Here is a 24543-nt window from a genome sequence, read left to right on the forward strand (position 1 = left end):
GAGATGGGTGCCTCCAGCGGCGGCACCATGTGCTGCTCCTCCTCCTCGTCCACCTGCTGCTGCTGATCCAGCGTCAACAAGCTCGCCGAGAAACGGAGTTCCATCATGAGTGAGTCCGTGAACACCCCGCAGGCCGACGAGCAGGCGCAGGCCCCCGCGGTCGACGTCGAGGAGCTGTCGGTGCTGGAGGTCGGCGACGCCGCCGCCCTGCCGGAGATGGGCGCCTCCAGCGGCGGCTTCGCCTGCTGCTCGTCCTCCTCCTCCACCTGCTGCTGCTGACCGAGCGGCACGCACACCGGCGCGCGGCCGCGACCGCGGAGCGGCGCGCCAGGCACTGTCCCGCGGGTGTTCCGGACCACCGGGCACCCGCGGGGCCCCGCACCACCCCGAGCAGCCCCGAGCCGCCTCGGACCCCACCCCCACACCCCCAGTCGCCGAACCTTCGCGAGGAGCCATGACCGAGCACCACCGGGCCGGACGTACCGAATCGCCGGCCGATCCCACCGAGCTGGAGATCGAGGAGCTGTCCGTGCTGGAACTGGGCGACGCGATCGCCCTGCCCGAGATGGGCGCCTCCAACTGGGGTGGCTGGTTCTGCTGCTCCTCGTCCTCCTCCGCCACCTGCTGCTGCTGACACCGGACCATCCGCCGTGCCGAACCCGACGCCCGCCAAGGAGATCCGCATGACCACCGCCACCGACCCGCTGGTGATCCGGATCCACGGCCGCCCCGAGCAACCCCGTGCCTACGTCGCCGACGTCCTGGGCCCGCTCGCCACCGGACTGCGCCGCGACCACCGGCTGCGCGCCGTCCACCTGCGCCGCGGCTGGCGTGGCGGGCCCCACTACGAGGTCGTCGTGCGGCCCGAGAACGGCCGCCCGCTGGACGTCTCCGGATGGTCCGCCCGGGCCGACTCCGCCCTGGCCGGCACCGCGCTCGACGGCCCCACCGAGGCGGACTACCTCAGCCAGGCCCGCCGGATGGAGCAGTGGGAACAGACCGGCCGCTCCGCGCCGCCGCTCCGTTCCCCCGGCACCGTGCTGATCGCCTCCGACGAGGCCGGCGCCGACTGGCTGCCCGACCTGCGCGAGGCCCGCACCGCCGTCCAGGCCGCCCTGCTCGACCCGCTGCTCGCCGCCCTGCGTGAGCACCGCGACGAGGACGCGCTGCTCGCCCACCTCGCCGACGTGATGGCGACCCTGGCCGGCACCCACCCCGGCCGGCTGCCCTTCGGCACCATGTCCTTCCGCTCGCACGCCGAGGCCTTCCTCGCCTCGCCGCTCGCCGGGCAGGACCACCGCCCCGACTTCCGGCGCCGCTTCGAGCGGGACGCCGACCGCCTAACCGCCCTGGTGCGCCGCCACCTCGCCGACGGGCCGGGCCCGGAGACCGCCGGCTGGCACGCCGCCTTCCGCTACGGCTGGGGCTACCTGGACTCGCTGGTCCGCTCCGGCCGGCTCGGCAACACCTACCTGGACGGCTTCGCGCCCGCCGCCCCCGACGGCAGCACCCGGCCGCCGACCCGCTTCCACGCGCTGACCGAGCAGTACGGGATCACCACCGACCCCGACGACTCCTTCGCCTCCTACCGCAGCCTCCTCAACTTCTTCTACGAGCTGCTGCCGCTGCTGGACGTCACCCCGCTGCACCGCTACTACCTCTGCTTCGCCCTCGCCGAGGCCACCGACCTGGCCCTGGGCGAGACCTGGGAGGAGCGCATCCGCCGCGCCGCGCCCGCCCCGACCACCGCCACCACGACCACGGAGTGAAAACCATGGACTTCGGAATCTCGCTGCTCCCCGACGCCGGCCCGGACACCAAGTCGCCGACCGCCTACTTCGACGACGTCCTCGCGTTGGCCCGGATCGCCGACGAGGCCGGGATGAGCCACGTCAAGATGACGGAGCACTACCTGCACCCGTACGGCGGTTACTGTCCCAGCCCCCTCGGCTTCCTGGCCGCCGTCGCCGCGCAGACCACCAACATCCGGCTGATGACCGGCTGCGTCCTGCCGGCCTTCCACCACCCGGTCAAGCTGGCCTCGTACGCCGCGATGGTGGACGCGATCAGCCACGGCCGGCTCGACATCGGCTTCGCCCGCGCCTACCTGCCGTACGAGTTCGAGACCTTCGGCGTCGACATGGACAGCAGCCGGGAGCGCTTCGAGGCGACCATCAAGGCCGTGCTCCGCCTGTGGACCGAGGAGAACGTCACCGAGGACACCCCGTTCTTCTCCTACCGGGACGCCACCATCCTGCCCCGGCCCACCCAGACCCCGCACCCGCCCGTCTGGGCCGCCGCGGTGCGTTCGGCGGAGAGCTTCACCCGGATCGGCGAGCTCGGCCTCGGGCTGCTGATCACCCCGTCGCTGACACCGCTGGAGGCCGTCCGCGAGCAGGTCGCGCTCTACCGCGACGCGTTCGAGCGCACCCACGGCGAGAGCGGGCAGCAGCCCCGGGTGGCCGCCAGCCTGCCGGTGTTCACCGCCGAGACCGACGCGGAGGCGCAGCGCCTCGGCGACCCGCTGCTCGCCGAGTACCTGCGGGTCTGGGGCGGGGCCACCTCGTCCTGGAACAGCGCCACCTCCAAGGCGTACCCCGGCTACGACCAGGTCGGGAAGTACGTCGGGATGATCACGCCGGAGCGGCTGCGCACCGAGGGCGGCGCGGTCGTCGGTTCCGCGGCGACCGTCGCGGAGAAGCTCGCCGCGTTCCAGGACGTCGTGCAGGCCGACCACATCCTGCTCCAGGCCGACTTCGGTGCGATGCCCGGCGACGTCGCGGAGCGCAGCCTGCAGCTGTTCCTGGAGGACGTCCGGCCCAAGTTCCCGGCGGCCTGACCGGCCCCACCCCGGCGGCGGCCCGAGCGGCCGCCACCCCCGGCCTGATCGGCCGCCCACCGGCGGACAGCACCGCCGCACCACACCGCCCGGTCGCCCGGAGCGGGAACACGAGGAGATGAGATGAGCCACGACGCACCCGCGATCGTGCTGAGGGGCCTTCAGGTCAGCTACGGCTCCCACCGGGCCGTCGACGGCGTCGACCTGGAGATCCCGCGCGGCGAGGTGTTCGCCCTGCTCGGCCCGAACGGCGCCGGGAAGACCACCACCGTCGAGGTCCTGGAGGGCCTGCGCCCCCGCTCCGGCGGCGAGGTGCTGGTGCTGGGGCAGGACCCGGCCCGCGCCGACCGCCGCTGGCGGTCCCGGATCGGCGTCGTCCTGCAGACCGCGCAGGACCAGCCGGACGCCCGGGTGCGGGAGATGCTCGCCCAGTTCGCGTCGTACTACCCGGACCCCCGCGACGTCGACGAGGTGCTGGCGGTCGTCGGCCTCACCGAGAAGAAGGACGCGGCCCTGCGCGACCTCTCCGGCGGCCAGCGCCGCCGGATGGACGTCGCCCTGGGCATCGTCGGCCGTCCCGAACTGCTCTTCCTGGACGAGCCGACCACCGGCTTCGACCCGGAGGCACGCCGTCAGTTCTGGCAGCTGATCCGCGACCTCGCCGCCGACGGCACCACGATCCTGCTGACCACCCACTACCTGGACGAGGCCGAGCAGCTCGCCGACCGCATCGGCGTGCTGGCCGACGGCCGGCTGGTGGAGGTCGACACCCCGGAACGGTTCGGCGGCCGTGCCGAGGCCGGCACCGTCGTCACCTGGAAGGGACCGAACGGCCGCGAGCGCCGCGAGACCACCAACCCCGCGCAGCTGATCGAGGAGCTGTCGCGGGAGTTCGCCGGCGCCGTACCCGACCTGCAGGTGCACCGCCCGAGCCTCGAGGAGACCTACCTCGCCATGATCGGAGAAGCCCGATGACCATCGCCGCCCCCGCCGCCCCCGCCGCCCCTGCCCCCGCCGCCCCTCGCGCGACGGCGGCCGCGGCCGCCGGGCCCCCGCCGCTCCCGTCCCCGATCCGCCTGGGTCTGGCCCGCGGCCTGTTCGAGGTGCGGCTGCTGATCCGCAACCGCGAGGCCATGGTCTTCAGCATCCTGATGCCGATCATGCTGCTGGTCATCTTCGGCAGCCTCTTCGACCAGGTCGTGCCCGGGACCGGCATCAAGATGCGCGAGGTCACCGTGGCGGGCATGATCGGCTCGACCATCATGTCCTCCGCCCTCGGCACCATGGGCATCGGCATCGCGGTGGACCGCCACGAGGGCACCCTGCGCCGGCTCGCCGGTACGCCGTTCCCGCTGGTGTCGTACTTCATCGGCAAGGTCGTGCTGATCCTGGCCCAGGCCCTCGTCCAGGTCGGCGTCATCCTGGCCCTGGGCGTCGCCCTGTTCGGCTTCCAGCTGCCGAAGGACGCCGCGCACTGGTTCACCTTCCTGTGGGTCTTCCTGCTCGGCACCGTCTCCACCGCGCTGATCGGCATCACCATCGGCTCCCTGGCCCGGTCCGCCCGCAACGCCCCCGCGCTGGTCAACTTCCCCTACATCGGCCTGCAGTTCATCTCCGGAGTGTTCTGGGTGATCACCGCTCTGCCCAAGCCGGTCCAGATCGTCGCCTCGCTCTTCCCGCTCAAGTGGATGACCCAGGGAATCCGCTCCGCCTTCCTGCCCGAGTCCTTCGCCGCCGCCGAACCGGCCGGGGCCTGGGAGCACGGGCGGATCGCGCTGGTCCTCACAGCCTGGCTGATCGGCGGCCTGGCCCTGTGCTGGGTCACCTTCCGCCGCAACGCCCGCCGCTTCTAGCGGCGGCGGCCTCCGGGCCGCGCCCGGCGTACCGGCCCCACCACTGGTCCCCCCAGAGAGGATGGCCATGAACCACCCCGACCACCCCGCCGATCCGCCCCGCGTGGACGGCGGCATCGCCGACACCGTCCAGCTCCGGGTCAACCCGCTGCCCGCCCACCGGCTCTCCACCGAGGACCTGCGCAGGTCGCTCGCCCACCTCGCGCTGATCAAGCAGCAGCGGGACTCCTGGCAGCCCCTGGCCTGCGACGAGCTCTACGCCCTCGCCGGCACCGTCGAGGACCCGGAGCGCCGGCGCGGGGTGGTCGCGCTGCGCCGGGCGATCTTCAACGGCCGCGACCCGGGCGCGGCGGCGGCGGACGGACTCCCGGAGGCGACCAGCGCCTGGCTCGCACTCCACCGGGAGCACACCGCCGTCGCCGGCCGGATCCGCGAACGCTACAGCGAGGCCATCGAGCTGGAACGGCGCAACCTGGCCGGCCTGCTCGACAGCCCCACCTTCGGCAAGGCCGTGTCGCTGCTCGCCCCGACCGTGCACGACACGGCCGTCCGGTACGGCGCCGCCGGCGGCGCCACCGACCGCAAGCTGCGCAAGTCCGAGCGCGGACTGATCCAGTACGTCACCCGGGCGCTGCTGCGGACGAGCCCGCTCTCCCAGTTCACCGCCGTCGGCCTGGCCCACTGGGACGAGGACGGCCCGCAGCTCGACGAGGTCGAGTTCGACGGCGCCACGGCACGGGCCTTCGCCGAGATCGACCGCTCCGTGCTCAACCACGTGCTCGGCGGCCTGCCGGTCGTCGGCGGCCCGGCCGGCTGGGTCACCGTCTCGCCGACCCTGCGGGCCGAGGCCGACCGGGTCTACTTCCCGCGCGTGGACGGCGACCGGGTGCGGATGCTCTCCGCCCCGCTCACCCGTCACCTGCGGCTGCTGCTCGCCATGGCCGGGATGGGCCCGTACCACGTCGACCACCTGGCCGAGGACCTCGCTGCCAGGACCGGCGGCAGCCGGCAGGCCGGCGCCGACTACGTCGCCAAGGTCGTCTCCGCCGGCATGCTCACCGCCGTGCCCGGCCCGGACGAGCAGGACCGCACCGGCCTGCGCGCCCTCGGCCGCCGCCTGTTGGACGACCACCCGGCGGCGGGCCTGCTGCTCGAAGAACTCGCCGACGTGGTCGAAGGCATCGAGACCGCACCCGCCGGCCAGCGCCCCGCCCTGGTCGGCCGGCTGCCGCACCTGGAGGAGCGGCTCCTGGAGGTCAGCGGACGTCCGGCCCGGCTGCACGTCAACGAGGACCTCGTCTTCCCGCCCACCGCCCCGAGCCCCGCCGGTCACACCGCGGCCCTCGGCGACCTCGCCGACGTCCTGGAGTTCCAGTCCGCCTACGACCGCTTCCACGAGGTCCGGGCCATGCTCACCGCCGCCTTCGTCGAGCGCTTCGGCGCCGGTGCCTCGGCGGGGCTGATCGAGCACGCCGAGGAACTGGTGAACGAGGTCTACCGGCGTGAGGACCTGCTGCGCACCGCCGGCCCCGATGGTCTCGGCTCCGACGACGGCAGCCTCGGGCAGCTCCACGCCCTGCGCCGCCGCGCCGTCGAGGCCCTGGCCCGGGAGGTGCACGCCGGCCGGCACCGCGACGAGGTGATCTGGGACGCCGGCTACCTCGCCGAGCTCACCGCCGGGCTGCCCGACCGCTTCCGGGCCGTTCCGCTCTCGTACGGGGTGCTCATCCAGCCCGCAGGCGACCTGCTCGTCGTCAACGACGCCTACGCGGGCCACGCCTCGCTGAACTCCCGTTTCCTGCACGCAGCGAGCAGCACCGGCGGCCCCGCCGTCGACCGGCTCGCCGAGCGTCTGCTCGGCCTGTACGGTGCCGACGGCGCCCGGGTGCTCGAGGACCGCGGCCTGTACCGCACCAACATCAACCTCCACCCTCAGGTGCTCCCCGAGACCGTCACCCCACGCGAGTGGGCCACCCTGACGCTCCGCCACGACCCCTTGGCGGACCGCCTGGAGCTGCTCGACCGCGACGGCAGGCCGGTCCGGGTGCTCCCGCTCGGCTCGCAGTACAGCGAGATGTACCCCTTCCCGCTGCGGCTCGCCTACTGGTTGGTCGGTTCCGGCCGTCTGGTGCTCGACTTGCAGGAGAAGGCCCGCGAACGGCTGGCCGAGCGTGACCGCGGCGGCGTCCTCGGCCTGCCCCGGCTGCGGGCCGGCCGGGTGCTGCTCCACCGCCGCCGCTGGTTCCTGGCCGAGGGGGAACTTCCGCAGCCCGAGGCGGCCGAGGAGGAGGTCTCCTACCTGCTCCGCCTCACCGACTGGCGGGCCGGGCACCGGGTCTCCGACGAGGTCTTCGTCAAGACCTCGCTCTTCCAGCAGGACCCGTCCGACTACGTCGGCAGCGCCTCGGAGTGGCGTTCCTTCATCGACCAGCGCCGACGCGGAAAGCCGCAGTACGTCGACTTCTCCAGCGCCCTGATGGCCCGTGTCCTGCCCAAGCTCCTGGAACGCCGCGGCGGTGGATACCTGGAGGAGGCCCTGCCGAGGCTGGGGGAGAGCCCCAACACCTTCGAGTGGATCGTGGAGTTCGACCGCCCTTCCGGCGGCCGCTTCAGCGCCCTCCGCAGGGACGTGACCCGCGCCGGCCTGGTCGGCGTCTGACCCGTCCACCGGTCGGGCCCGCCCAGGGCCGGCCCGACCGGCGACAGACGTCCGTCCGGTGGGCGGCGACCGACGACGGACGGGCGGCCGGTGCGGGCAGGAACCTGCCGCACCGGCCGCCCGTGCCGGTCACCACCTCAGGAGGTGGGGATGGTCCCCAGGCGGCCGGCCTGGAAGTCCTCCATCGCCTGCTGGAGCTCGCGGTGGCTGTTCATCACGAACGGGCCGTAGTGGGCGACGGGCTCCCGGATCGGCTGACCGCCGAGGAGGACGACCTCGAAGTTGGCGCTGCGGGTGTCCTGGGTGTCGTCCGCCCGGATGGTGAGCGAGTCGCCCTCGCCGAAGACGACCGCCTGCCCCATGTGGAACGGGCGCCGCTCCGCACCGGCGGTGCCGCTGCCGGCGAGGCCGTACGCCAGGCCGTTGAAGTCGGCCCGCCAGGGCAGGGTGACCTGGGCGCCGGGGTTCACGGACACGTGGATCATGGTGATGGGCGTGTGCGTGGCGCCGGGGCCCAGGTGGCCCGCGATGTCACCGGCGATCAGCCGGACGAGCGCGCCGCCGTCCTGCGAGGCGAGCAGCTTCACGTTGCCGCCCCGGATGTCCTGGTACTTCGGCGCGATCATCTTGTCCGCGGCGGGCAGGTTCACCCACAGCTGCAGGCCGTGGAACAGACCGCCGGACATGACCAGCGACTCCGGCGGAGTCTCGATGTGCAGCAGGCCGGAACCGGCCGTCATCCACTGGGTGTCGCCGTCGGTGATGACGCCACCGCCACCGTGCGAGTCCTGGTGCACGAAGGTGCCGTCGATGATGTAGGTGACCGTTTCGAAGCCCCGGTGCGGGTGCCACGGGGTCCCCTTCGGCTCCCCGGCCGCGTAGTCCACCTCGCCCATCTGGTCCATCATGATGAACGGGTCCAGGTACTTCTGGTTGATCTTGGCGAAGGCGCGGCGGACCGGGAAGCCCTCGCCCTCGAAGCCTTCCGGGGCGGTCGCGACGGCCAGCACCGGGCGCGGCCGGGCGCCTTCGGCCGGAGCCGCGACACGCGGCAGAACGAGCGGGTTTTCGACGGTCACGGCGGGCATGTCGGCCTCCTTCGGGGGGTTCCTCTGGCCTACGTCCACGAGGTTAGTTCAATTCTCAACAAGAAGCAAGTTGAATTTTGAACCATATGGCGCCGACTCGGCCCTGCGCCCCCTCCAGGATGGATCGGACCCGAAGCGCCCGCCAGTCGTAGGCCGTGCGCGAAGCGGGCGGGCGGTCGCGGAGCGGCTGCTAGCCGTACATGCGGCGCATGGTGAAGTCGACCATCTGCTCGACCGCCTTCGCGTCGAACACCATCCGGTGCTCGCCCTCCATGTCCAGGGCGAAGCCGTACCCGGTCGGCAGCAGGTCGAGGACCTCGGCGCCGGTGACGGTGAAGTGCTTGGAGTCCTTGCCGGCGTACCGGCGCAGCTCCTTCAGCGAGCTGAACATCGGGATCACCGGCGTCGGCGTGTTGTGCAGCGCCAGGAATCCGGGGCGGTCGCCGCGCGGGCAGTGCACCTTGGAGGTGATGAAGATGGCCTGGAAGTCCTCCACCGCCATCGACCCGGTGGTGAAGGCCCGGACGGCGTCCGCCAGCGAGGGCGGCGACGGCTCGGGGTAGAGCGACTGCTGCGACGCCTGCGGCTGCTCGCCGTACGGGCCGGGGCCGGGCATGCCGTTCATTCCCGGCTGCGGTCCCGCCTGCTGCTGGTAGGGATCGCCCGGGTATGCGTTCTGGTCATAGCCGTACACACGGACAGGCTATCGGGAGCGCGGCCGCTCGTGCGGGCGTCGATCCTGACAAGGAGTGGGCGTCCCGGCTTGTGGGACGTGACCACGTTCATAGCGGATTCGCCTCCAGGGGCTTGAAACAAGTTACCGCTGGGTAGCATCATGATGCCTACTGGTGGGTACGGGGCGCCCGAACGCGGCGGTCTCCCGGAAGCGACGAACCGGAGAAAACGGCCATGGGTCACTACAAGTCCAACCTGCGGGACGTGGAGTTCAACCTCTTCGAGGTGTTCGGCCGCGACCAGGTGTACGGCACCGGACCGTTCGCGGACATGGACGTCGAGACCGCGAAGAGCATCCTGAGCGAGATCGCTCGCCTCGCCGAGAACGACCTCGCCGAGTCCTTCGCCGACACCGACCGCAACCCGCCGGTCTTCGACCCGGAGACCAACACCGCCCCGATCCCGGCCTCGTTCAAGAAGAGCTACCAGGCCTTCATGGACGCCGAGTGGTGGCGCCTGGGCATCCCGGAGTCCATCGGCGGCCAGGTCACCCCGTCCTCGCTGATCTGGGGCTTCGCCGAGCAGATCCTCGGCTCGAACCCGGCCATCTGGATGTACTCCTCGGGCCCGGCCTTCGCCGGTGTCATCGCCGACGAGGGCACCCCGGAGCAGCTGGAGGTCGCCAAGCGGATGACCGACCGCCTCTGGGGCTCCACCATGGTGCTGACCGAGCCCGACGCCGGTTCGGACGTCGGCGCCGGCCGCACCAAGGCGATCAAGCAGGAGGACGGCTCCTGGCACATCGAGGGTGTGAAGCGCTTCATCACCTCGGGCGAGCACGACATGTCCGAGAACATCATCCACATGGTGCTGGCCCGCCCCGAGGGCGGTAAGCCGGGCACCAAGGGCCTCGGCCTCTACATCGTGCCGAAGTACGACTTCGACTGGGAGACCGGCGAGCTCGGCGAGCGCAACGGCGTCTACGCCACCAACGTCGAGCACAAGATGGGCCTCAAGGCCTCCAACACCTGCGAGATGACCTTCGGCGCCAAGCACCCGGCCAAGGGCTGGCTGCTGGGCGAGAAGGTCGACGGCATCCGCCAGATGTTCAAGATCATCGAGTTCGCCCGCATGATGGTCGGCACGAAGGCCATCGCCACCCTCTCCACCGGCTACCTCAACGCGCTGGAGTACGCCAAGGAGCGCGTGCAGGGCGCGGACATCTCGCAGTTCCTGGACAAGACCGCCCCGCGCGTCACCATCACGCACCACCCGGACGTGCGCCGCTCGCTGCTCACCCAGAAGGCGTACGCCGAGGGCATGCGCGCCCTCGTCCTGCTCACCGCCTCCACCCAGGACGACGTGCTGGCCGCCCGCCTGCGCGGCGAGACCGACGAGGCCGCCGAGCGCCTGAACGACCTGCTGCTGCCGATCGTCAAGGGCTACGGCTCCGAGAAGTCCTACGAGCAGCTCGCCCAGTCCCTGCAGACCTTCGGTGGCTCCGGCTACCTGCAGGAGTACCCGATCGAGCAGTACATCCGGGACGCCAAGATCGACACCCTCTACGAGGGCACCACCGCGATCCAGGGCCAGGACTTCTTCTTCCGCAAGATCGTCAAGGACGGCGGCCAGGCGCTCACCGCGCTGTCCGAGCAGATCCAGAAGTTCCTCGGCTCGGCCGCGGGCGGCGACGCCCTGGCCGCCGAGCGCGAGCTGCTCGCCAAGGCCGCCGGCGACCTGGAGGCCATCGTCGGCAAGCTGCTGGCCGACCTCTCCTCGGTCGAGCAGGACGTCAAGAACATGTACAAGGTGGGCCTCAACACCACCCGCCTGCTGATGGTCTCCGGCGACGTCGTGGTCGGCTGGCTGCTGCTGCGCCAGGCCGCGGTGGCCCTGGCCAAGCTGGAGGCCGGCGCCTCCGAGAAGGACGTCCCCTTCTACCAGGGCAAGGTCGCGGCAGCCCGCTTCTTCGCCAAGAACATCCTGCCGACCGTCGCCTCGCAGCGCCTGATCGCCGAGGGCATCGACAACGAGATCATGGAGCTGGCGGAGGAGGCGTTCTAGCCTCCGCCCCACCCGTCGCCCGCCGTCGCCCCACGTGGGCCCGGCTGCGCGTGACACCTCTCTGACCGCCTGACCCAACCCTCACGCCGAAGGGCCCGGTTCCGACCGGGCCCTTCGGTGTTTGACCGTCAGGGGGCCGCCGCCCGCGGCCCGGTCCCCTCCCGACGGCCCGCCATGACCGTCCGCGACCGGGCGCAACCGCAGGGTCGCGGCACCCGCCGCGGCGTCAGTTCACGGTTCTGTCTGCGTTGTGCATCCGTTGGGAGGATCCGAGTGTCATGTCCGTGTACGGGCATATGCTCAAGGTGCGAAGCCGACCCCCCATCCGGCTTCGGCCCTCCCTCGACTCAGGAGCAGCATGTCGACCGCCGCCCGCCAGGCCTTCTTCGACCGGACGCACACCGATGATCTGATCGCCTTTCTCGGTACCTCACCGTCGCCGTACCACGCGGTCGCCAGCGCCGCGGAGCGGCTGGAGAAGGCGGGCTTTCGGCAGGTCTCCGAGACGGACTCCTGGGACGCGGTGGCCGGCGGCCGGTACCTGGTCCGGGGCGGCGCGCTGATCGCCTGGTACGTGCCGGAGGGCGCCGGGCCCCAGACGCCGTTCCGGGTGGTCGGCACCCACACCGACTCGCCGAACCTGCGCGTCAAGCCGCTGCCGGACACCGGCTCGGCGGGCTGGCGGCAGGTCGCCGTCGAGATCTACGGCGGCGTGCCGCTGAACACCTGGCTCGACCGGGACCTCGGCCTCTCCGGGCGGCTCGCGCTGCGCGACGGCAGCTCGCGGCTGGTGCAGCTGGACGAGCCGCTGCTGCGCGTGCCGCAGCTGGCGATCCACCTGGACCGCCAGGTCAACGAGGGCATGAAGCTCGACAAGCAGCGCCACCTCACCCCGATCTGGGGGCTCGGCCCGGTCGACGAGGGCTCGCTGATCGCGTACGTCGCGCAGCGGGCCGGTGTCGAGGCCGCCGACGTGGCCGGCTGGGACCTCATGACGCACGACGTCCAGCCCGCCTCCTACCTGGGCCGGGACCGCGAGCTGCTGGCCGGCCCGCGGCTGGACAACCTGCTCTCGGTGCACGCCGCCGCCGCCGCGCTGGCCGCCGTGGCCACCGCGGCCGCCACGGACGGCGCCGAGCTGCCGTACATCCCGGTGCTGGCCGCCTTCGACCACGAGGAGACCGGCAGCGAGTCGGACACCGGCGCGCAGAGCCCGCTGCTCGGCAACGTGCTGGAGCGCACCGTCTACGCGCGCGGCGGCAGCCCCGAGGACCGCGCCCGGGCACTGGCCGGCACCATCTGCCTCTCCTCCGACATGGGCCACGCCGTCCACCCGAACTACAGCGAGCGGCACGAGCCCGGGCACCACCCGATGCCGAACGGCGGGCCGATCCTCAAGGTCAACGTCAACAACCGGTACGCCACCGACGGCGTCGGCCGGGCGGTGTTCGCGGCGGCCTGCGAGAAGGCCGGCGTGCCGTGGCAGACCTTCGTCTCCAACAACGCCATGCCCTGCGGGACGACGATCGGCCCGATCACCGCGGCCCGCCTCGGCATCCAGACGGTGGACTGCGGCATCGCCGCGCTCTCCATGCACTCGGCGCGCGAGCTGTGCGGGGCGGACGACCCGTACCTGCTGGCGAGCGCGATCAAGGCCTTCCTGGAGGGCTGACCAGCGGCATGACGAAGGGCCCGGCGCACGCGCCGGGCCCTTCGCCGTATACCGGGCGTCGCCTACTCCATGCCCGCCAGCACCAGCGGCAGCCGGCGTGCGCCGTCCGCGGCCAGCTTCACCGGGACGCCCCAGTCCTGCTGGTGGACGTGGCAGGCCGGGAACTCGATCTCCGGGTCGTCGTCGCAGGACGCGGCGATCGCCGAGACGTGCAGCACGCCCTCGGTCACCTCGTCGGAGAGCACCAGCTCGCGGGAGAGCGCGGAGTCCGCGCCCGCGCCGGAGACCAGCAGCTCCGGCGGGGTGGAGCTGACCAGCAGCCGGGTGGACGGGCCGTAGCGCTCGTCCAGCTTCTGGCCGGTCGGCGCCGAGAAGACGACGTCCAGCCGGAACGCGCCCGGCGCGACCTCGGTGGCGGCCCGCTGGGTGCGGTGCGCGACCGACTCGACCCGGACGGCCTCCTCGGGCAGCCGCAGCCTGGTCAGCCGGTGGCGGGCCGACTCGACCACCACGATGTCGCCGTCGACCAGCACCGCGCCCGAGGGCTCGCGAAGGTCGGTGGCCAGCGTGGTGACCTCGCCGGTCGCCGGGTCGAAGCGGCGCAGCGCGTGGTTGTAGGTGTCGCTGACGGCCACCGAGCCGTCGGGCAGCACGGTGACGCCGAGCGGGTGCTGGAGCAGCGCCTGGTCGGCCGTGCCGTCGCGGTGGCCGAAGTCGAACAGGCCCGTGCCGACGGCGGATTGAACCGTCTTGGTTTCACGTGAAACCCAGCGCAGCGCCGAGGTCTCCGAGTCGGCGACCCAGAGCTTCCCGCCGTCCGCCGAGACGGCCAGGCCGGACGGCTGGGCGAACCAGGCCTCGGCGGCCGGTCCGTCGACCAGGCCCTCGTTGGTGGTGCCCGCCGCGACGCCGACGGTGCCGGCCGCCGGGTCGTACGCCCACAGCTGGTGGACGCCGGCCATCGCGATCCACACCTTGCCGTCGAACCAGGCGACGTCCCAGGGCGAGGAGAGGTCCACCTCGCGGGCCGGGCCCTCGGTGGCGGAGCCCTGCCACCACTGCCGGCCGGTGCCGGCCAGCGTGGTGACGCTGCCGTCGGCCAGCCGGACGCCGCGCAGCGCGTGGTTGACGGTGTCGGCGACGATCACGTCGTAGGCGCTCCCCTCCGGCAGCAGCGCCAGGCCCTGCGGCTCGCTGAACCGGGGCTCGGTGCCGTCCACCAGGCCGCGCACGCCGTCGCCGATCCTGCGGACCAGCGTCTCGCCGTCCTCGGCCAGCTCGACCAGCGAGTGGTGCCCGGAGTCGGCGACCAGGAAGTGGCCGTTCGGCAGCCGGACGGCCTTCCCCGGGAACCTGAGGTCCCCCGCGGTGGGCTCCGGCGCCACGTACGGGCCGTCGCCGCGGCGCAGCGTGCCCTTGGCGGCGTGCTCCGCCTCCAGCTCCTCGACCAGCCGGGCGATGGCGTGCGCGTGTCCCTCGCCGGCGTGCTGGGCGACCACGTACCCCTCCGGGTCGATCACCACCAGCGTCGGCCACGCCCGCACCGCGTACTGCTTCCACGTCGCGAGCGCCGGGTCGTCCAGCACCGGGTGGTGCACCTCGTACCGCGCCACGGCGTCCACCACGGCCTGGTGGTCGGCCTCGTGCACGAACTTCGGAGAGTGCACGCCGACGATCACCACCGTGTCGCGGTGCTTCTCCTCCAGCTCGCGCAGCTCGTCCAGGACGTGCAGGCAGTTGATACAGCAGAAGGTCCAGAAGTCTAGTACGACACACTTACCTCGCAGGTCGGCAAGCTTGAGTTCCTTGCCGCCTGTGTTGAGCCATCCGCCTGCCCCGACCAGCTCGGGGGCGCGTACACGTGCACGAGAAGCCATGTCCACATCTAACCGCAGAGGGTGCTGCTGCATTTCACGTCCGGGCAGTGGTCGTGTGTCAGTCCACCGCTGTAGTGTTCGATAGATGTTCGATTAGGCCCCTGGTTCATCGGGCGGCGGCATGGGCGACACGTGGTTCAGTTTCACGCGCGAGTTACTGGATTGGAGTATGCTCTGACTCATGAGCGAGGAAGAGGACGCCATTGGCGATCTTGAGGGCTCTGGTGCCCTCGACGCGATTCGTTGGGCCGGCGAGTCCGCGTACAGCCGGCTGCTGGAGGACTATGACCCCGCGACGGGCTACGACCAGGGGTGGATCGGCTACACGGCTCACAAGCTCCTGAAGGACCGCCTCCACCGAGTCTTCTCGTGTGGCCCCTACGTTGTCGGCGCGGGTGAGGCCGACGCGGGTATGGACGTCGTGGCGGGTGGGCTGGGCGACAGCTACCTTTCGATGCCCAGGATCTCTGCTGGGGTGGCATCGGTCTCCGACCTGAACGGATCTCCGGGTTGGCAGTCGGGCGAGTGGCGATGGCTGCTGACTTCGTATCCGCATGGGACTGTGGACAAGATCCATTGGCAGCAGAAGAGCCCGACCAAGCGCAAGGTTGCCGCCCAGCGGAGTCCCGACGTTCCAATGCTGCCCTTCGAGGAGATCGAGATGTTCGAGGACATCTCGCTCCAGCCGGAGGTTCTGGAGCTGGATGTGGAGGCTGTGATGGCCAGAACGCTCGTGGTTGCGCACAGCGTCCACCCGGAGTTTCGCGTTCGTGAGTTCTTCATCGGCCGTCCGCGAATGAACAAGGGCGGGGGAGCGGCCTGGTGGTGGAAGCATGACCTGCTGAAGAATGCCCCTGGCTTCGGTGGCTATGCTCCCGTCACGACACAGCCGGCACCCCTGGCGCCCACTCCTCATGTTGTTCCCGATGCGCCTGTTCGTCGGCGTGTTCAGCCGATGGAAGCGCATACCCGAGACACGATTGGATAGACATGCACACCGTTCACCGTCCGGCACCTCAGGTCGGTGATGTAGCGCGCCTGTTTGACGGCAGGCGTCTTCGGCTGGCCCGTCAATTGGCGGGCCTCCGTAAGAACGCTCTCGCCGCAATGATCGGCAAAACGCCGACGGCCGTAGCTTCATACGAGAATGGAAGTAAGCGGCCGGCGGCGGCAACAGTGGCTCAGCTGTGTCTCTCATTGGGTGTAGACCCGGCATTCTTCTTGTCGGGCCCTGGAGAGATTGATTTCTCTGACCGCGCTCCCCATTTTCGATCGCTTAGATCGACGACGCAGATCTCCCGCGATCAAGCCACGGCCTACGGCTTGGCCACCATTGACGCGGCTGCCTCGCTTGAGCGGCACATTGAATTTCCCGAGGTAGACCTTCCCAGCGTGCCGGTTGATGTTGAATCGGAGCTGGAGGAATCACCGGAAAGAGCCGCTCGCGAACTCCGGAAGCTCTGGAATCTTTCGGAGGGTCCCGTTGGTCATCTAGTCCGCATTGCAGAGAATCATGGAATTCTCATCGTTTTCAGTCCGCCGCAGACCTCTTCGGTGGATGCCTATTCATTTGACAGCAGGGTTCGTCCCGTCATTGTGCTGAACCCGACGAAGCGAGACTACTTTAGGCAGCGATTTGATGTAGCGCATGAAATCGGCCACCTAGTGATGCATGCGGACTCGGAGCCTGGTGGCCGTAAGGTTGAGGATCAGGCGCACAATTTTGCTGCCGAGCTTCTGATGCCTGCCGATGTGATGAAAGACCTGCTGCCGTCGTCGGCGGATTGGGCCCGGCTTGCTCAGATCAAGCAAACCTGGGGGGTCAGTCTTCAAGCACTCCTTTATCGTGCTCGTCGGCTGGGGGTAATGGGAGAGGTGACATATAGGAACGCCATCTCCTTCTTGTCTGCGAAAGGCTGGCGCAGACAGGAGCCGGGCGTAATGCCGGCGGTTGAGCAGCCGTCTCTACTGGCCCAGGCTGTGGGGCTGCTAGAGGAGGACGGCGCAGTTCTGGATGGATTGGCCTATGAGGCCCGAGTGCCAGTCTCCCTATTTGAGACGATTGTATCGCGAACGCCCCAGGCTTCATTGAGTGGTGCGTTCGCAGGTGCTCCGGAGATTGACTCGCTTCCGAGCGGAGTGTTCTCCATTCTGTCCCGGGGAGAGGCTAGGTGATATATGTTGTGCGACCAATATTTTCGAAGAATTGATTTCTGTCAGCGCGTGCTGGGGTTCGGGCCGCCGGTCTAGCCGAGATAGGGGGAAGGTCTCTGCTCTAGGAAGTGGCGGAGCCGTAGCTGCTGGGTGTGGTGCATCGGTAGGTCGGCGATCTCCTTGGGGAGGACGAAGCGGAGATCGGTGGACTCGTCGGAGATGCGCAGCGTGCCGCCTGTCACCCGGGCGGTGAAGCAGACATTGAACTGCTGCCGCACCTCGCCGTCCGAGTAGGCGATGACGTGGCGTGGGTCGGTGTATGTGCCGACCAGGCCGGTGATCTCGACTTCCAGGCCGGTCTCCTCGAAGACCTCCCGCACAGCCGTGCCCGGTAGCGACTCGCCGAGATCCATCGTTCCGCCGGGCAGGGCGTACAGGCCGTTGTCGACCCGTCGCTGGAGCAGGATGCGCCCCGTCTCGTCCGTCACGACGGCGGAGGCGGCGACCACCAGGCGGTTGGGCTTGGGGGCGTCGGGATCGTCGTAGTACTCGGTCCGTGCCACGGATCAGTTCTCCTCGACCGGTCGGGCGGTGCTCCACACCGCATCGAAGCTCGAAGCGTAGGTGTCGAACAGCGTTCCCGCACCTGTCCGTCGAAGGTGCCAGACGGGCGCTCCGAAGGCGTTCACGCCCCATACGTGGGGGTTCACCAGCAACTGGTCATCGGCCCGGTAGAGGCTGTTGTAGAGCGTGGTGCCGTGGGTGCGGATCTCGATGCCGGGCGTGCCGATGAGCGGCCGGTAGTGCAGGAGGGCGAGCCTGCACCGGGACTCGATGCCGTGGCCGAACTTCTCCTCCTCCCCGCGCTGCCGCACGTTCTCGCTGTCGGGGTCGCCGATGGCGATCCGGACCGTACTGCCCTCGGCGGCGCGCTCCCGGAGCAGATCGTTGAGCCGTGGGTATGCCTCGTGGAGGAAGACAGCGGCGTAGACGAGCACATCGATACGCTCGGTGGCCTTCTCCAGCAAGTCCACGATGACGGACACTGGCAGATCGGCCCGCTGCTCGTACAGGGCCACCAGTTCGGGGCTTATCGCTCGCGCGGCACGTGGCTGCCGCAGACTCGGCCACAGTACGAACATGTCGTCTCCCAGCGCTTCGGCGGCCAGGCGGGCCGTCCCCAACCGGGGCGTCCGGTTCTGATTGGCCCAGCGCTCAACCGACTTGGTGTCGACGCCGGCCTTGTCCGCCAGAGCGGCACACGTCCAACCACCCGACGCCATAACGGCTTTCAGTCTCTCGTTCGGCATCTCGCGTGTCTCCCCGCAAAGTCCGGACTCTTGTAGGGACGTTGTACCGCCCGAGGGACGTTCTGGAGTGTCCTTTGCATGAGGTTTCACCGTCCCGGGCGCTGTCAGATCTTGGTGACAACTCGGTGGAGGAAGACCAATGACGGCGAAGAACCGGAGTGCGCAGATGTACCCCGAACGCAGGGCGGTGCGTCGCAGGACGTTGGCGTCGTTCAACCGTGTCAGCGACCACGACACCGGGATGTCGGCCTGGGCGGTCACCCGAGCGCTGCCCGAGTACCAGGACACGACGGTGCCCTGTGACGGGAGTTAGCCGCATGTCGATCGTCGGACGCATCCTGCCGATCACGACCGAGACCGCCCCGGACGCCGGCCAGTGCCCCGGGTGCGGCCTCTTCGACGGCATGGAGGCGCAGTACCCGGACATGCCCACGATCCTGCGCAAGGTCGCCAGGTGGCGTGCCCAGCACGTGGACGACGGGGAGTGCCTGGCGGTGCGCCATGACGGATGACGCCCAGGGAGCCCCGCAGGCCCCCACGGAAGGCCCTTGTGAGGATGCTGCGCCCGTGGACCCGTTCGGCTGGACGAGGTCCCACCCGCGGCCCCCATCGCGGCCCGCCGTGCTCCTACCGGTCCTGTCTCCGGAGGAGTTCAGCGACGCCCCGTTGACGCCCGAGGAGCGCGACCGGCGGGCAGATCTGCTCACCAGACTGCGAGAAGCCAACCACCCGTGGCGCTAACGTGCCTCGCGGACTCGCCTTCAGTGCACTGAGCACCCCGCTAGCGACCGTTAGAGGTGCCTTCGCGACCCCGTTTCTCTACAGCTCTTGATCTGAAGTCTCTTGCATAGATGGCTAATTGATCACCGTGGGGCAGGAAATCGGCAACATACCCAGGACGCGTGTTTCGAGCTGGGGCCGGGATCGCCAGCGGCCGCAGATCGTGAACTTTCACAGCGCCCTGCCCGAGGCTCCCAGGACGGCAAAGAGCCGCCTACCCGCAGCGGGCAGACGGCTCTCACGGCGGACGCGGCGGCTACGAACCGGCGTCCTCCAGGTGCCGGTACAGGGTCGCCCGGCTGCCCCCAAGCGCCTTCGCGATGCTGCTCACACTCTCCCCCTTCGCCCGGCGGGCGCGGGCAACGGTCAGCTTGTCCTCGCTGATCACGGACGGCCGCCCGCCGGTCCGCCCCTGAGCCTTGGCCGCTTCCAGTCCGGCGCGGGTCCGGTCCTTGATCAATGAACGCTCGAACTCGGCCATCGCGCCGACGACCTGAAGCATGAGCCGCCCGTCCGGAGTGTTCGGGTCGATGCTGGCCAGAGCGCCCGTGAGGACCTTGAAGCCGATCCCGCGCGCTGACAGTGCGTCCACCATGGTCACGAGGTCGATAACGACAGGGGTTCCGAGGGGGTTTTGAGACGCGTTTTGAACACCGAAACGGGGTCGCTGCGCCCCGTTGGCGGGCCGTCTCACAAACCATCGTTTTTGAGACGTCCTCCGGGGGTGACCTAACGTCACGGAGGCTGAGGTGGCGGGCGAATCGTGTGGGCGCCTTGGGGGCAGCCACCTTCCCCAGACTCGTACGGCTTGGGAGAACCAGCACCCAAGCGGTCGGCGGGATGCGTCGTCGGGGTCATCCCCCTCCCCCATGGTCCTGGAGTGGCCAAAGTGCCCGACTAACCCCTTATTTCTAAACCTCTTAACACGAGTAAGAAGAAACCTGGAGAGACCCAAAGTTTCGGCACTTTCACCCCCTGGCGCTACGAGGAGTGACGACAGCGAAGGAGTCATGACGTACCGTGACGACTCCCGCGTTTGTTTCTCTCCATGCGCTGCGGCTCTGGCTGTCTGGAGCGCAAGCCCTTCCAGTGGTGGTTTGGTGTTTGGGACGTCGATCCTGGCTTCCCTTAGAAATCTCTATGGTGAGTTGAGAAGAGGCGTCAAAACACCAAACCACCATCGGCCCCGCTGTGGCGGTGGAGACTATTCCTTGATCTCGGCCCACTTGATGCGGACCCGCTGCTCCGGGATGAAGCGCTTCCCGCGTTCGCCCTTGCTGATGAACACGCCGTCTATGGCCAGGGACAGGCGGTCCCGCTTCTCATCCTGCGTCGAAGCCTCCCAAGCCGGGTACAGCAATTCGCTGTCCAGCATCGGAGTGATGTCGACGGCGGGGAGTGGGATGTTGGCGAGGTCGGCGCGCAGGCCGTCGATGCGACTCTGGAGCCGGGTGGCGAGACGTTCGTATCGGTCGAGAGCACCAGGGCGGTCGAACTCGCGACGGACGTAGCGTGCTTCTTCGAGGTCGGCCAACCGGGCTTCCTGGTCGGTGATCTCGTCGGCTACCGCGTCTCGCTTGGCGAAGGTCTCGGGGTCAGTTCGCTTCACCCATCGGTCAGCGATGGTCACCAGCAGCGGGTCGTCCAACTCCAGAGCGGGGAGCAGCGACAGGAAGCACTCGGACACGTACGCGTCCACCCGGTCGGCCATGGCACTGGCGCCGGGGCACTGGTTGCCCGCCCGGCGGGCCATGCACTGGTAGCTGTTGCCCACCTTGTGCATCCGGCGACCGCACCCTGGCACGTCGCAGAACACCAGACTGGTGAGCAGCGCCGTGCCGTTCGGCTTCGGCATCCGCTTGCCCGCGTGGGCACGGGTCCGGGATTCGAGCTCCCGGATGATCCGCTCGCGCTCGCCGACCGTGACGATCCCCTCGCCGATGTTGACCGTGGCCAGCGTTTCGGGGTCTCGGTAGGGGAACACACGGCTGGTGAACTTCCGGCTGCCGTCCTCGGCTTCGATGGTTTCGGTCTCGGGCATGAGTCCGGCGAAGGCAGGCGACTTGACCAGGTTCATGATGCTCGCGGCGTTCCACTGGCCGCCCCGGGCAGAGGGGATGTCGTACTCGTTGAGCAGCCGGGCGATTTGCACGAGGGACTTGCCGGCCAGCGCGTCATCGGCGATGAGGCGGGCGTAGACGGCCGTCTCGGGGTCGTGCACCAGCTTCTTCGTGGCGGGGTCGACCAGCAGCCCGTACGGCGGCTGTCCGCCGACCCACTGCCCCTGTCGGCGCAGGTGGCGCTTGGCGTGGGCAACCCGAGTCCCGAGGTTCTTCGACTCGGAGCGGGCGAGTTCGGCGAGCATGGCGACGACCATGCGGGCCGAGTCGTTCGAGGTGTCGAGGCCGTCCACGACAGAGACCAGGCGCCCGCCCGCCTTCTCGATGTCGTCCAGGACCTTGCCGACCTGGCCGATGCCTTTGCGGGACAGCCGGTCCAGCTTCCACACGATCAGCGTCCCGACGACGCCCGCCGTGACGGCGGCAAGGGCGGAGTCGAACCCCTTGCGCTCAACGTCCTTGAAGCCGGAGCGCCCCCGGTCGATGTGGACCTTGCGGACCGTCAGCCCGTTGCGCTCGGCCCACGCACGGCAGTCGGCTTCCTGCCGTTCGATCGCCGTCTTGCCGTCCCGGTCCAAGGACAGCCGAAGGTACAGGTCACACAGGGTGTGGTGGTGCACGTACGCCCCCTCTGGAGTTCCCTACATTGTGTAGGACTTCCAGAAGTCCAGGATGGTGATCTTGCCGCGGAAGTCGGCGAGCGCCAGCTCCTTGCCGCCGGTGTTCAGCCAACCGCCTGCCCCGACCAGCTCGGGGGCGCGTACACGTGCACGAGATGCCATGAGGCAATCAAACCTCACCCGGCGGGAGGGTATTCCAGCCGCCAGCGGGTCTCGCCGTCCTGGTGCTCGTCGGTGGGGGTGAGGCCGAGGGCGCGGGCGACGGCTGCGGAGGCGTGGTGGGCGGGGTGGATGTGGGCGAGGACGGTGGTGGTGCCGGCCGCCCGGAGGTGGCCGAGGAGGGCGCGGGCGGCCTCGGCGGCGAGGCCGCGGCCCTGCCAGGGGGTGCCGACGACCCAGGCGACCTCGGTGGCGTCGGGGTCGACGGTGGCCTGGACGTAGCCGGCCAGGCAGCCGTCGGCGCGCAGCCGCAGGGCCCAGTTGCCCCAGAGCTCGTCCGGGTCGGGGGAGCCGGCGGCGAGCCGCGCGTAGCCGGCGCGCAGCGCGTCGGCGGTGTCCGGTCCGCCGCCGATGAAGGTGTACAGGGCCGGGTCGGCGAGGACGGCGGCCATTTCCTCGGCGTGTTCGGGGCCGAGCGGGACGAGATCGAGGCGGTCGGTGTGCAGGGTGGCGGTGGAGACGGCGGTGGTGTCGGTGGTGTCGGGATCCATGGGGGTATTCAACGCCGGGGCGCGCAGTGCTTCGCGCCGGGTCACGGATCGGGTCGAATGGCGGGCGCACGTCCACACGAGCCTGGCCCTTCGCGCGTCAGCGGCTCACTGCCGCGGGCTTCACCGTGCCGCCGGGGAGCTTTGAGGCGTCGGCCATGATCAGCGTGCACATCACGTACCGGAACCCTTGATTCCATTCGCTTTCGTCGCTCGTTGTCCAGGCCTTGAGATCGTGGCCGCCGTTCCTGTAGGCCCCGTATTCCTGCGTGCAGAGTTTGGGCGCGTCCGTCTCGCTCACCGACTTGTAGGTCACGCCGGCGGGTGGCAGGACGAAGCCCAGCACCTGCTCTTGATGTGGCACGTTGCAGTCCGCGAGGGTGATCGGAATGGTGTTGTCCTGCTCCTTCTGCGTGTCGATGCAGTCGCCGACCGACGTGTCGGCCAGGTAGAGCTCCAGGCCGATCTGGCGGAACGCGCCCACTGGCCCCACGATTCCGATGGACTTGCCGAAGACCAGGCAGGGCATGGCGCGCACGCCGCTGTCCCAGCCCTGTTTGCTCGGCGGAACGGCATACGACTGTGCGTCCGCCAGCGACTGGACGGTCGCCCGCAGCCGTGCATCGCAGATGGCATTGCCGTTTTGCATCGCATCGTCCAGGGAGTTCACGTCGGCCATATCGACCACCTGACCGTCCGGGGTCTCCTTGATGCAGTCCAGGACGCCGAGCTTGGGCAGCCCTTGGAACTTCGCGCCGTTCCACACGGCGGTGACGCAGTCGCCCCGCTTCAGTTCCTGCTGCAGACCCACGGCGTCCCCGTAGGGCGGTACCGGGCCGACAGAAGCCGGGGGCGAGGATACGCCCGGGCTGGTAGCCGGGGCTGAGGAGGTGCCCGAGCCGCCGAGCAGGGTCGCCCCTGCCCACAGAGCGCCGCCCAGGACCAGTGCCGCGGCCACGACGACGGCCACGGTACGGCCGGCCGGGATCTTACGACGGCGTTTGGGCTCCGGTGTGCCCGGTGTGCCCGCTGTGCCCGGCTGGGGAGGCCGCTGCTGGACCGTCGGAGGTGGCGGCGGTGGCGGAGGCGGGCCCGTGGGGGTCACGATCGTCGGGGTGGGTTCGGGCGGCGGGGCGGGCTCGGGCGCAGCGGAGGCCCCGGCGAGCTTCTCGGCCGCCTCGTCACCCGTCATCCGCTCCGCCGGGTCCTTGGCCAACAGGCCCTTGATGACAGGCACCAGGGGCCCCGTGATGTAGGCCGGCAGCGCGGGTTCCCCGAACAGGAGCGCGGTCAGGGAGGCGGCGTCGCTGTCCGCGTCGAAGGGGCCTCTGCCCGCGACCGCGAAGTACAGCGTGGCGCCGAGGGAGAACAGGTCGGACTCCGGGCTCGGCTCCCCGCCGCGCGCCCGTTCCGGGGCCAGGTAGCCGGGAGTCCCCACGATCCCGGAAGCCGAGGTGAGCCGTGGCTCTCCCGAGGCCGGCTCCAGCGCGATGCCGTAGTCGGCCAGCAGCACCCCTCCGCTTTCCCCGGGGCGCGACGTCCGCGGTGCGGGGCTCGTCAGCAGGATGTTGGCCGGCTTGACGTCCCGGTGCAGGATGCCGAGCCGGTGGCCCTCCGTCAGGGCATCGAGGACGGCCAGACCGATGCGCGCGACCTCCGCGGGCGGCAGCGGCCCGTGCTCGCGCACGAGGGCCTCCAGGTCCGTCGCGCCGGGCACGTACTCCATGACGATCCACGGCAGACCGTTCTCCTCGACGATGTCGTGCACCGTGGCGACATGCGGGTGGTTCCGCAGCCTGGCAGCATGCCGCGCCTCACCGCGGGCCCTGGCGATACGGGCGCTCATCTCCTGCTCCGGCAGGCCCGGCGGGACGTCGATCTCCTTGAGCGCGACATCGCAGGCCAACACCTCGTCATGGGCGAGCCAGACCCGGCCCATGCCCCCGGCGCCGAGCCGCCGTACCAGGGTGTAGCGCCCTGCGACCACCCGTCCGGTATCGTCCTCGGCCCCTGTCATGGTCAACAACGTAGGGTGCTCGAAAAATCAGGGCAATCGGCGCATGCCAATCAGGTGACGGCCCTGAGTGCCCGATGAGGACCCATGAGTTCGGACGCTGTCGGTCAG

23 protein-coding genes are annotated in these 24543 nt (G+C 70.0%); 13 read left to right on the forward strand and 10 right to left on the reverse strand.

Annotated elements, in window-relative coordinates; translation table 11 throughout:
- Positions 1–105 precede the first annotated feature (105 nt).
- The 7 genes from ACZ3YO_RS14485 (at position 106) to ACZ3YO_RS14515 (ending at position 7351) form a co-directional block, all read left to right on the forward strand.
- Positions 106–279 carry a thiazolylpeptide-type bacteriocin gene (locus ACZ3YO_RS14485; RefSeq protein WP_465569181.1) on the forward strand — a complete coding sequence of 58 codons (174 nt, stop codon included), beginning with the start codon at positions 106–108 and terminating at the stop codon, positions 277–279.
- Between the two features lie 175 nt (positions 280–454).
- The gene (locus tag ACZ3YO_RS14490; protein WP_148643629.1) at positions 455–634 is read left to right on the forward strand and encodes a thiazolylpeptide-type bacteriocin; all 180 of its coding nucleotides are present in this window, start codon (positions 455–457) and stop codon (positions 632–634) included.
- Between the two features lie 49 nt (positions 635–683).
- Positions 684–1769, forward strand: coding sequence for a hypothetical protein (locus tag ACZ3YO_RS14495; RefSeq protein WP_465569183.1), 1086 nt, complete (start codon positions 684–686; stop codon positions 1767–1769).
- A 5-nt stretch (positions 1770–1774) separates the two neighbouring features.
- Positions 1775–2839, forward strand: a complete 1065-nt coding sequence (locus tag ACZ3YO_RS14500; RefSeq protein WP_396324742.1) for an LLM class flavin-dependent oxidoreductase — start codon at positions 1775–1777, stop codon at positions 2837–2839.
- Positions 2840–2962: 123 nt separating this feature from the next.
- Positions 2963–3814: an ABC transporter ATP-binding protein gene (locus tag ACZ3YO_RS14505; RefSeq protein WP_465546708.1), complete on the forward strand. Its 852-nt coding sequence runs from the start codon at positions 2963–2965 to the stop codon at positions 3812–3814.
- Positions 3811–4692 carry an ABC transporter permease gene (locus ACZ3YO_RS14510; RefSeq protein WP_465569186.1) on the forward strand — a complete coding sequence of 294 codons (882 nt, stop codon included), beginning with the start codon at positions 3811–3813 and terminating at the stop codon, positions 4690–4692. Before ACZ3YO_RS14505 ends, ACZ3YO_RS14510 begins: the two co-directional genes overlap by 4 nt.
- Before the next feature lie 67 nt (positions 4693–4759).
- The gene (locus ACZ3YO_RS14515) at positions 4760–7351 is read left to right on the forward strand and encodes a lantibiotic dehydratase (protein ID WP_465569188.1); all 2592 of its coding nucleotides are present in this window, start codon (positions 4760–4762) and stop codon (positions 7349–7351) included.
- A gap of 137 nt (positions 7352–7488) precedes the next feature.
- Here the strand turns inward: ACZ3YO_RS14515 and ACZ3YO_RS14520 are convergent, their stop codons facing one another.
- Positions 7489–8439, reverse strand: coding sequence for a pirin family protein (locus tag ACZ3YO_RS14520; protein ID WP_465569190.1), 951 nt, complete (start codon positions 8437–8439; stop codon positions 7489–7491).
- A 190-nt stretch (positions 8440–8629) separates the two neighbouring features.
- The gene (locus ACZ3YO_RS14525; RefSeq protein WP_374106062.1) at positions 8630–9133 is read right to left on the reverse strand and encodes an SseB family protein; all 504 of its coding nucleotides are present in this window, start codon (positions 9131–9133) and stop codon (positions 8630–8632) included.
- A 215-nt stretch (positions 9134–9348) separates the two neighbouring features.
- Between ACZ3YO_RS14525 and ACZ3YO_RS14530 the strand changes: the two genes are divergently transcribed.
- Positions 9349–11178, forward strand: coding sequence for an acyl-CoA dehydrogenase (locus ACZ3YO_RS14530; protein WP_465569192.1), 1830 nt, complete (start codon positions 9349–9351; stop codon positions 11176–11178).
- A gap of 358 nt (positions 11179–11536) precedes the next feature.
- Positions 11537–12850, forward strand: coding sequence for a M18 family aminopeptidase (locus tag ACZ3YO_RS14535; RefSeq protein WP_396324733.1), 1314 nt, complete (start codon positions 11537–11539; stop codon positions 12848–12850).
- A 62-nt stretch (positions 12851–12912) separates the two neighbouring features.
- Here the strand turns inward: ACZ3YO_RS14535 and ACZ3YO_RS14540 are convergent, their stop codons facing one another.
- A complete protein-coding gene (locus tag ACZ3YO_RS14540) occupies positions 12913–14727 on the reverse strand; it encodes an NHL domain-containing thioredoxin family protein (RefSeq protein WP_465569194.1) in 1815 nt (604 codons plus the stop codon).
- 181 nt (positions 14728–14908) lie between these two features.
- Between ACZ3YO_RS14540 and ACZ3YO_RS14545 the strand changes: the two genes are divergently transcribed.
- Together ACZ3YO_RS14545 and ACZ3YO_RS14550 are read left to right on the forward strand one after the other, a co-directional pair.
- Positions 14909–15715, forward strand: a complete 807-nt coding sequence (locus ACZ3YO_RS14545; protein ID WP_465569196.1) for a hypothetical protein — start codon at positions 14909–14911, stop codon at positions 15713–15715.
- Between the two features lie 2 nt (positions 15716–15717).
- Positions 15718–16902, forward strand: a complete 1185-nt coding sequence (locus ACZ3YO_RS14550; RefSeq protein WP_465569198.1) for an ImmA/IrrE family metallo-endopeptidase — start codon at positions 15718–15720, stop codon at positions 16900–16902.
- Positions 16903–16973: 71 nt separating this feature from the next.
- Here the strand turns inward: ACZ3YO_RS14550 and ACZ3YO_RS14555 are convergent, their stop codons facing one another.
- Both ACZ3YO_RS14555 and ACZ3YO_RS14560 read right to left on the reverse strand, forming a co-directional pair.
- Positions 16974–17444, reverse strand: coding sequence for an NUDIX domain-containing protein (locus ACZ3YO_RS14555; protein ID WP_465569200.1), 471 nt, complete (start codon positions 17442–17444; stop codon positions 16974–16976).
- A 3-nt stretch (positions 17445–17447) separates the two neighbouring features.
- Positions 17448–18191, reverse strand: coding sequence for an XRE family transcriptional regulator (locus ACZ3YO_RS14560; RefSeq protein ID WP_465569202.1), 744 nt, complete (start codon positions 18189–18191; stop codon positions 17448–17450).
- Between the two features lie 139 nt (positions 18192–18330).
- Between ACZ3YO_RS14560 and ACZ3YO_RS14565 the strand changes: the two genes are divergently transcribed.
- Both ACZ3YO_RS14565 and ACZ3YO_RS14570 read left to right on the forward strand, forming a co-directional pair.
- Positions 18331–18504, forward strand: coding sequence for a hypothetical protein (locus tag ACZ3YO_RS14565; protein ID WP_465569204.1), 174 nt, complete (start codon positions 18331–18333; stop codon positions 18502–18504).
- A gap of 4 nt (positions 18505–18508) precedes the next feature.
- Entirely contained in the window at positions 18509–18703 is a 195-nt protein-coding gene (locus ACZ3YO_RS14570) for a hypothetical protein (RefSeq protein WP_465569206.1), read from the forward strand.
- A gap of 524 nt (positions 18704–19227) precedes the next feature.
- Here the strand turns inward: ACZ3YO_RS14570 and ACZ3YO_RS14575 are convergent.
- The 5 genes from ACZ3YO_RS14575 to ACZ3YO_RS14595 form a co-directional block, all read right to left on the reverse strand.
- Positions 19228–19572, reverse strand: coding sequence for a recombinase family protein (locus tag ACZ3YO_RS14575; RefSeq protein WP_465569208.1), 345 nt, complete (start codon positions 19570–19572; stop codon positions 19228–19230).
- A gap of 603 nt (positions 19573–20175) precedes the next feature.
- Positions 20176–21711, reverse strand: coding sequence for a recombinase family protein (locus ACZ3YO_RS14580; protein ID WP_465569210.1), 1536 nt, complete (start codon positions 21709–21711; stop codon positions 20176–20178).
- A 21-nt stretch (positions 21712–21732) separates the two neighbouring features.
- Complete coding sequence (locus ACZ3YO_RS14585) at positions 21733–21873, reverse strand: thioredoxin domain-containing protein (RefSeq protein WP_400665173.1); 141 nt, start codon at positions 21871–21873, stop codon at positions 21733–21735.
- Positions 21874–21887: 14 nt separating this feature from the next.
- Positions 21888–22421: a GNAT family N-acetyltransferase gene (locus tag ACZ3YO_RS14590; RefSeq protein ID WP_465569211.1), complete on the reverse strand. Its 534-nt coding sequence runs from the start codon at positions 22419–22421 to the stop codon at positions 21888–21890.
- Positions 22422–22518: 97 nt separating this feature from the next.
- Positions 22519–24435 carry a serine/threonine-protein kinase gene (locus ACZ3YO_RS14595; protein WP_465569213.1) on the reverse strand — a complete coding sequence of 639 codons (1917 nt, stop codon included), beginning with the start codon at positions 24433–24435 and terminating at the stop codon, positions 22519–22521.
- Positions 24436–24543 lie beyond the last annotated feature (108 nt).

The organism is Kitasatospora sp. NPDC022785 (assembly GCF_055561295.1).

Coding starts and splice junctions, on each gene's coding strand:
- ACZ3YO_RS14485 (WP_465569181.1), top strand. CDS start 106: ATGAGTGAGTCCGTGAACACCCCGCAGGCCGACGAGCAGGCGCAGGCC.
- ACZ3YO_RS14520 (WP_465569190.1), bottom strand. CDS start 8,439: ATGCCCGCCGTGACCGTCGAAAACCCGCTCGTTCTGCCGCGTGTCGCG.
- ACZ3YO_RS14495 (WP_465569183.1), top strand. CDS start 684: ATGACCACCGCCACCGACCCGCTGGTGATCCGGATCCACGGCCGCCCC.
- ACZ3YO_RS14545 (WP_465569196.1), top strand. CDS start 14,909: ATGAGCGAGGAAGAGGACGCCATTGGCGATCTTGAGGGCTCTGGTGCC.
- ACZ3YO_RS14505 (WP_465546708.1), top strand. CDS start 2,963: ATGAGCCACGACGCACCCGCGATCGTGCTGAGGGGCCTTCAGGTCAGC.
- ACZ3YO_RS14565 (WP_465569204.1), top strand. CDS start 18,331: ATGACGGCGAAGAACCGGAGTGCGCAGATGTACCCCGAACGCAGGGCG.
- ACZ3YO_RS14490 (WP_148643629.1), top strand. CDS start 455: ATGACCGAGCACCACCGGGCCGGACGTACCGAATCGCCGGCCGATCCC.
- ACZ3YO_RS14540 (WP_465569194.1), bottom strand. CDS start 14,727: ATGGCTTCTCGTGCACGTGTACGCGCCCCCGAGCTGGTCGGGGCAGGC.
- ACZ3YO_RS14590 (WP_465569211.1), bottom strand. CDS start 22,421: ATGGATCCCGACACCACCGACACCACCGCCGTCTCCACCGCCACCCTG.
- ACZ3YO_RS14500 (WP_396324742.1), top strand. CDS start 1,775: ATGGACTTCGGAATCTCGCTGCTCCCCGACGCCGGCCCGGACACCAAG.
- ACZ3YO_RS14560 (WP_465569202.1), bottom strand. CDS start 18,191: ATGCCGAACGAGAGACTGAAAGCCGTTATGGCGTCGGGTGGTTGGACG.
- ACZ3YO_RS14530 (WP_465569192.1), top strand. CDS start 9,349: ATGGGTCACTACAAGTCCAACCTGCGGGACGTGGAGTTCAACCTCTTC.
- ACZ3YO_RS14550 (WP_465569198.1), top strand. CDS start 15,718: ATGCACACCGTTCACCGTCCGGCACCTCAGGTCGGTGATGTAGCGCGC.
- ACZ3YO_RS14510 (WP_465569186.1), top strand. CDS start 3,811: ATGACCATCGCCGCCCCCGCCGCCCCCGCCGCCCCTGCCCCCGCCGCC.
- ACZ3YO_RS14570 (WP_465569206.1), top strand. CDS start 18,509: ATGTCGATCGTCGGACGCATCCTGCCGATCACGACCGAGACCGCCCCG.
- ACZ3YO_RS14585 (WP_400665173.1), bottom strand. CDS start 21,873: ATGGCATCTCGTGCACGTGTACGCGCCCCCGAGCTGGTCGGGGCAGGC.
- ACZ3YO_RS14515 (WP_465569188.1), top strand. CDS start 4,760: ATGAACCACCCCGACCACCCCGCCGATCCGCCCCGCGTGGACGGCGGC.
- ACZ3YO_RS14595 (WP_465569213.1), bottom strand. CDS start 24,435: ATGACAGGGGCCGAGGACGATACCGGACGGGTGGTCGCAGGGCGCTAC.
- ACZ3YO_RS14535 (WP_396324733.1), top strand. CDS start 11,537: ATGTCGACCGCCGCCCGCCAGGCCTTCTTCGACCGGACGCACACCGAT.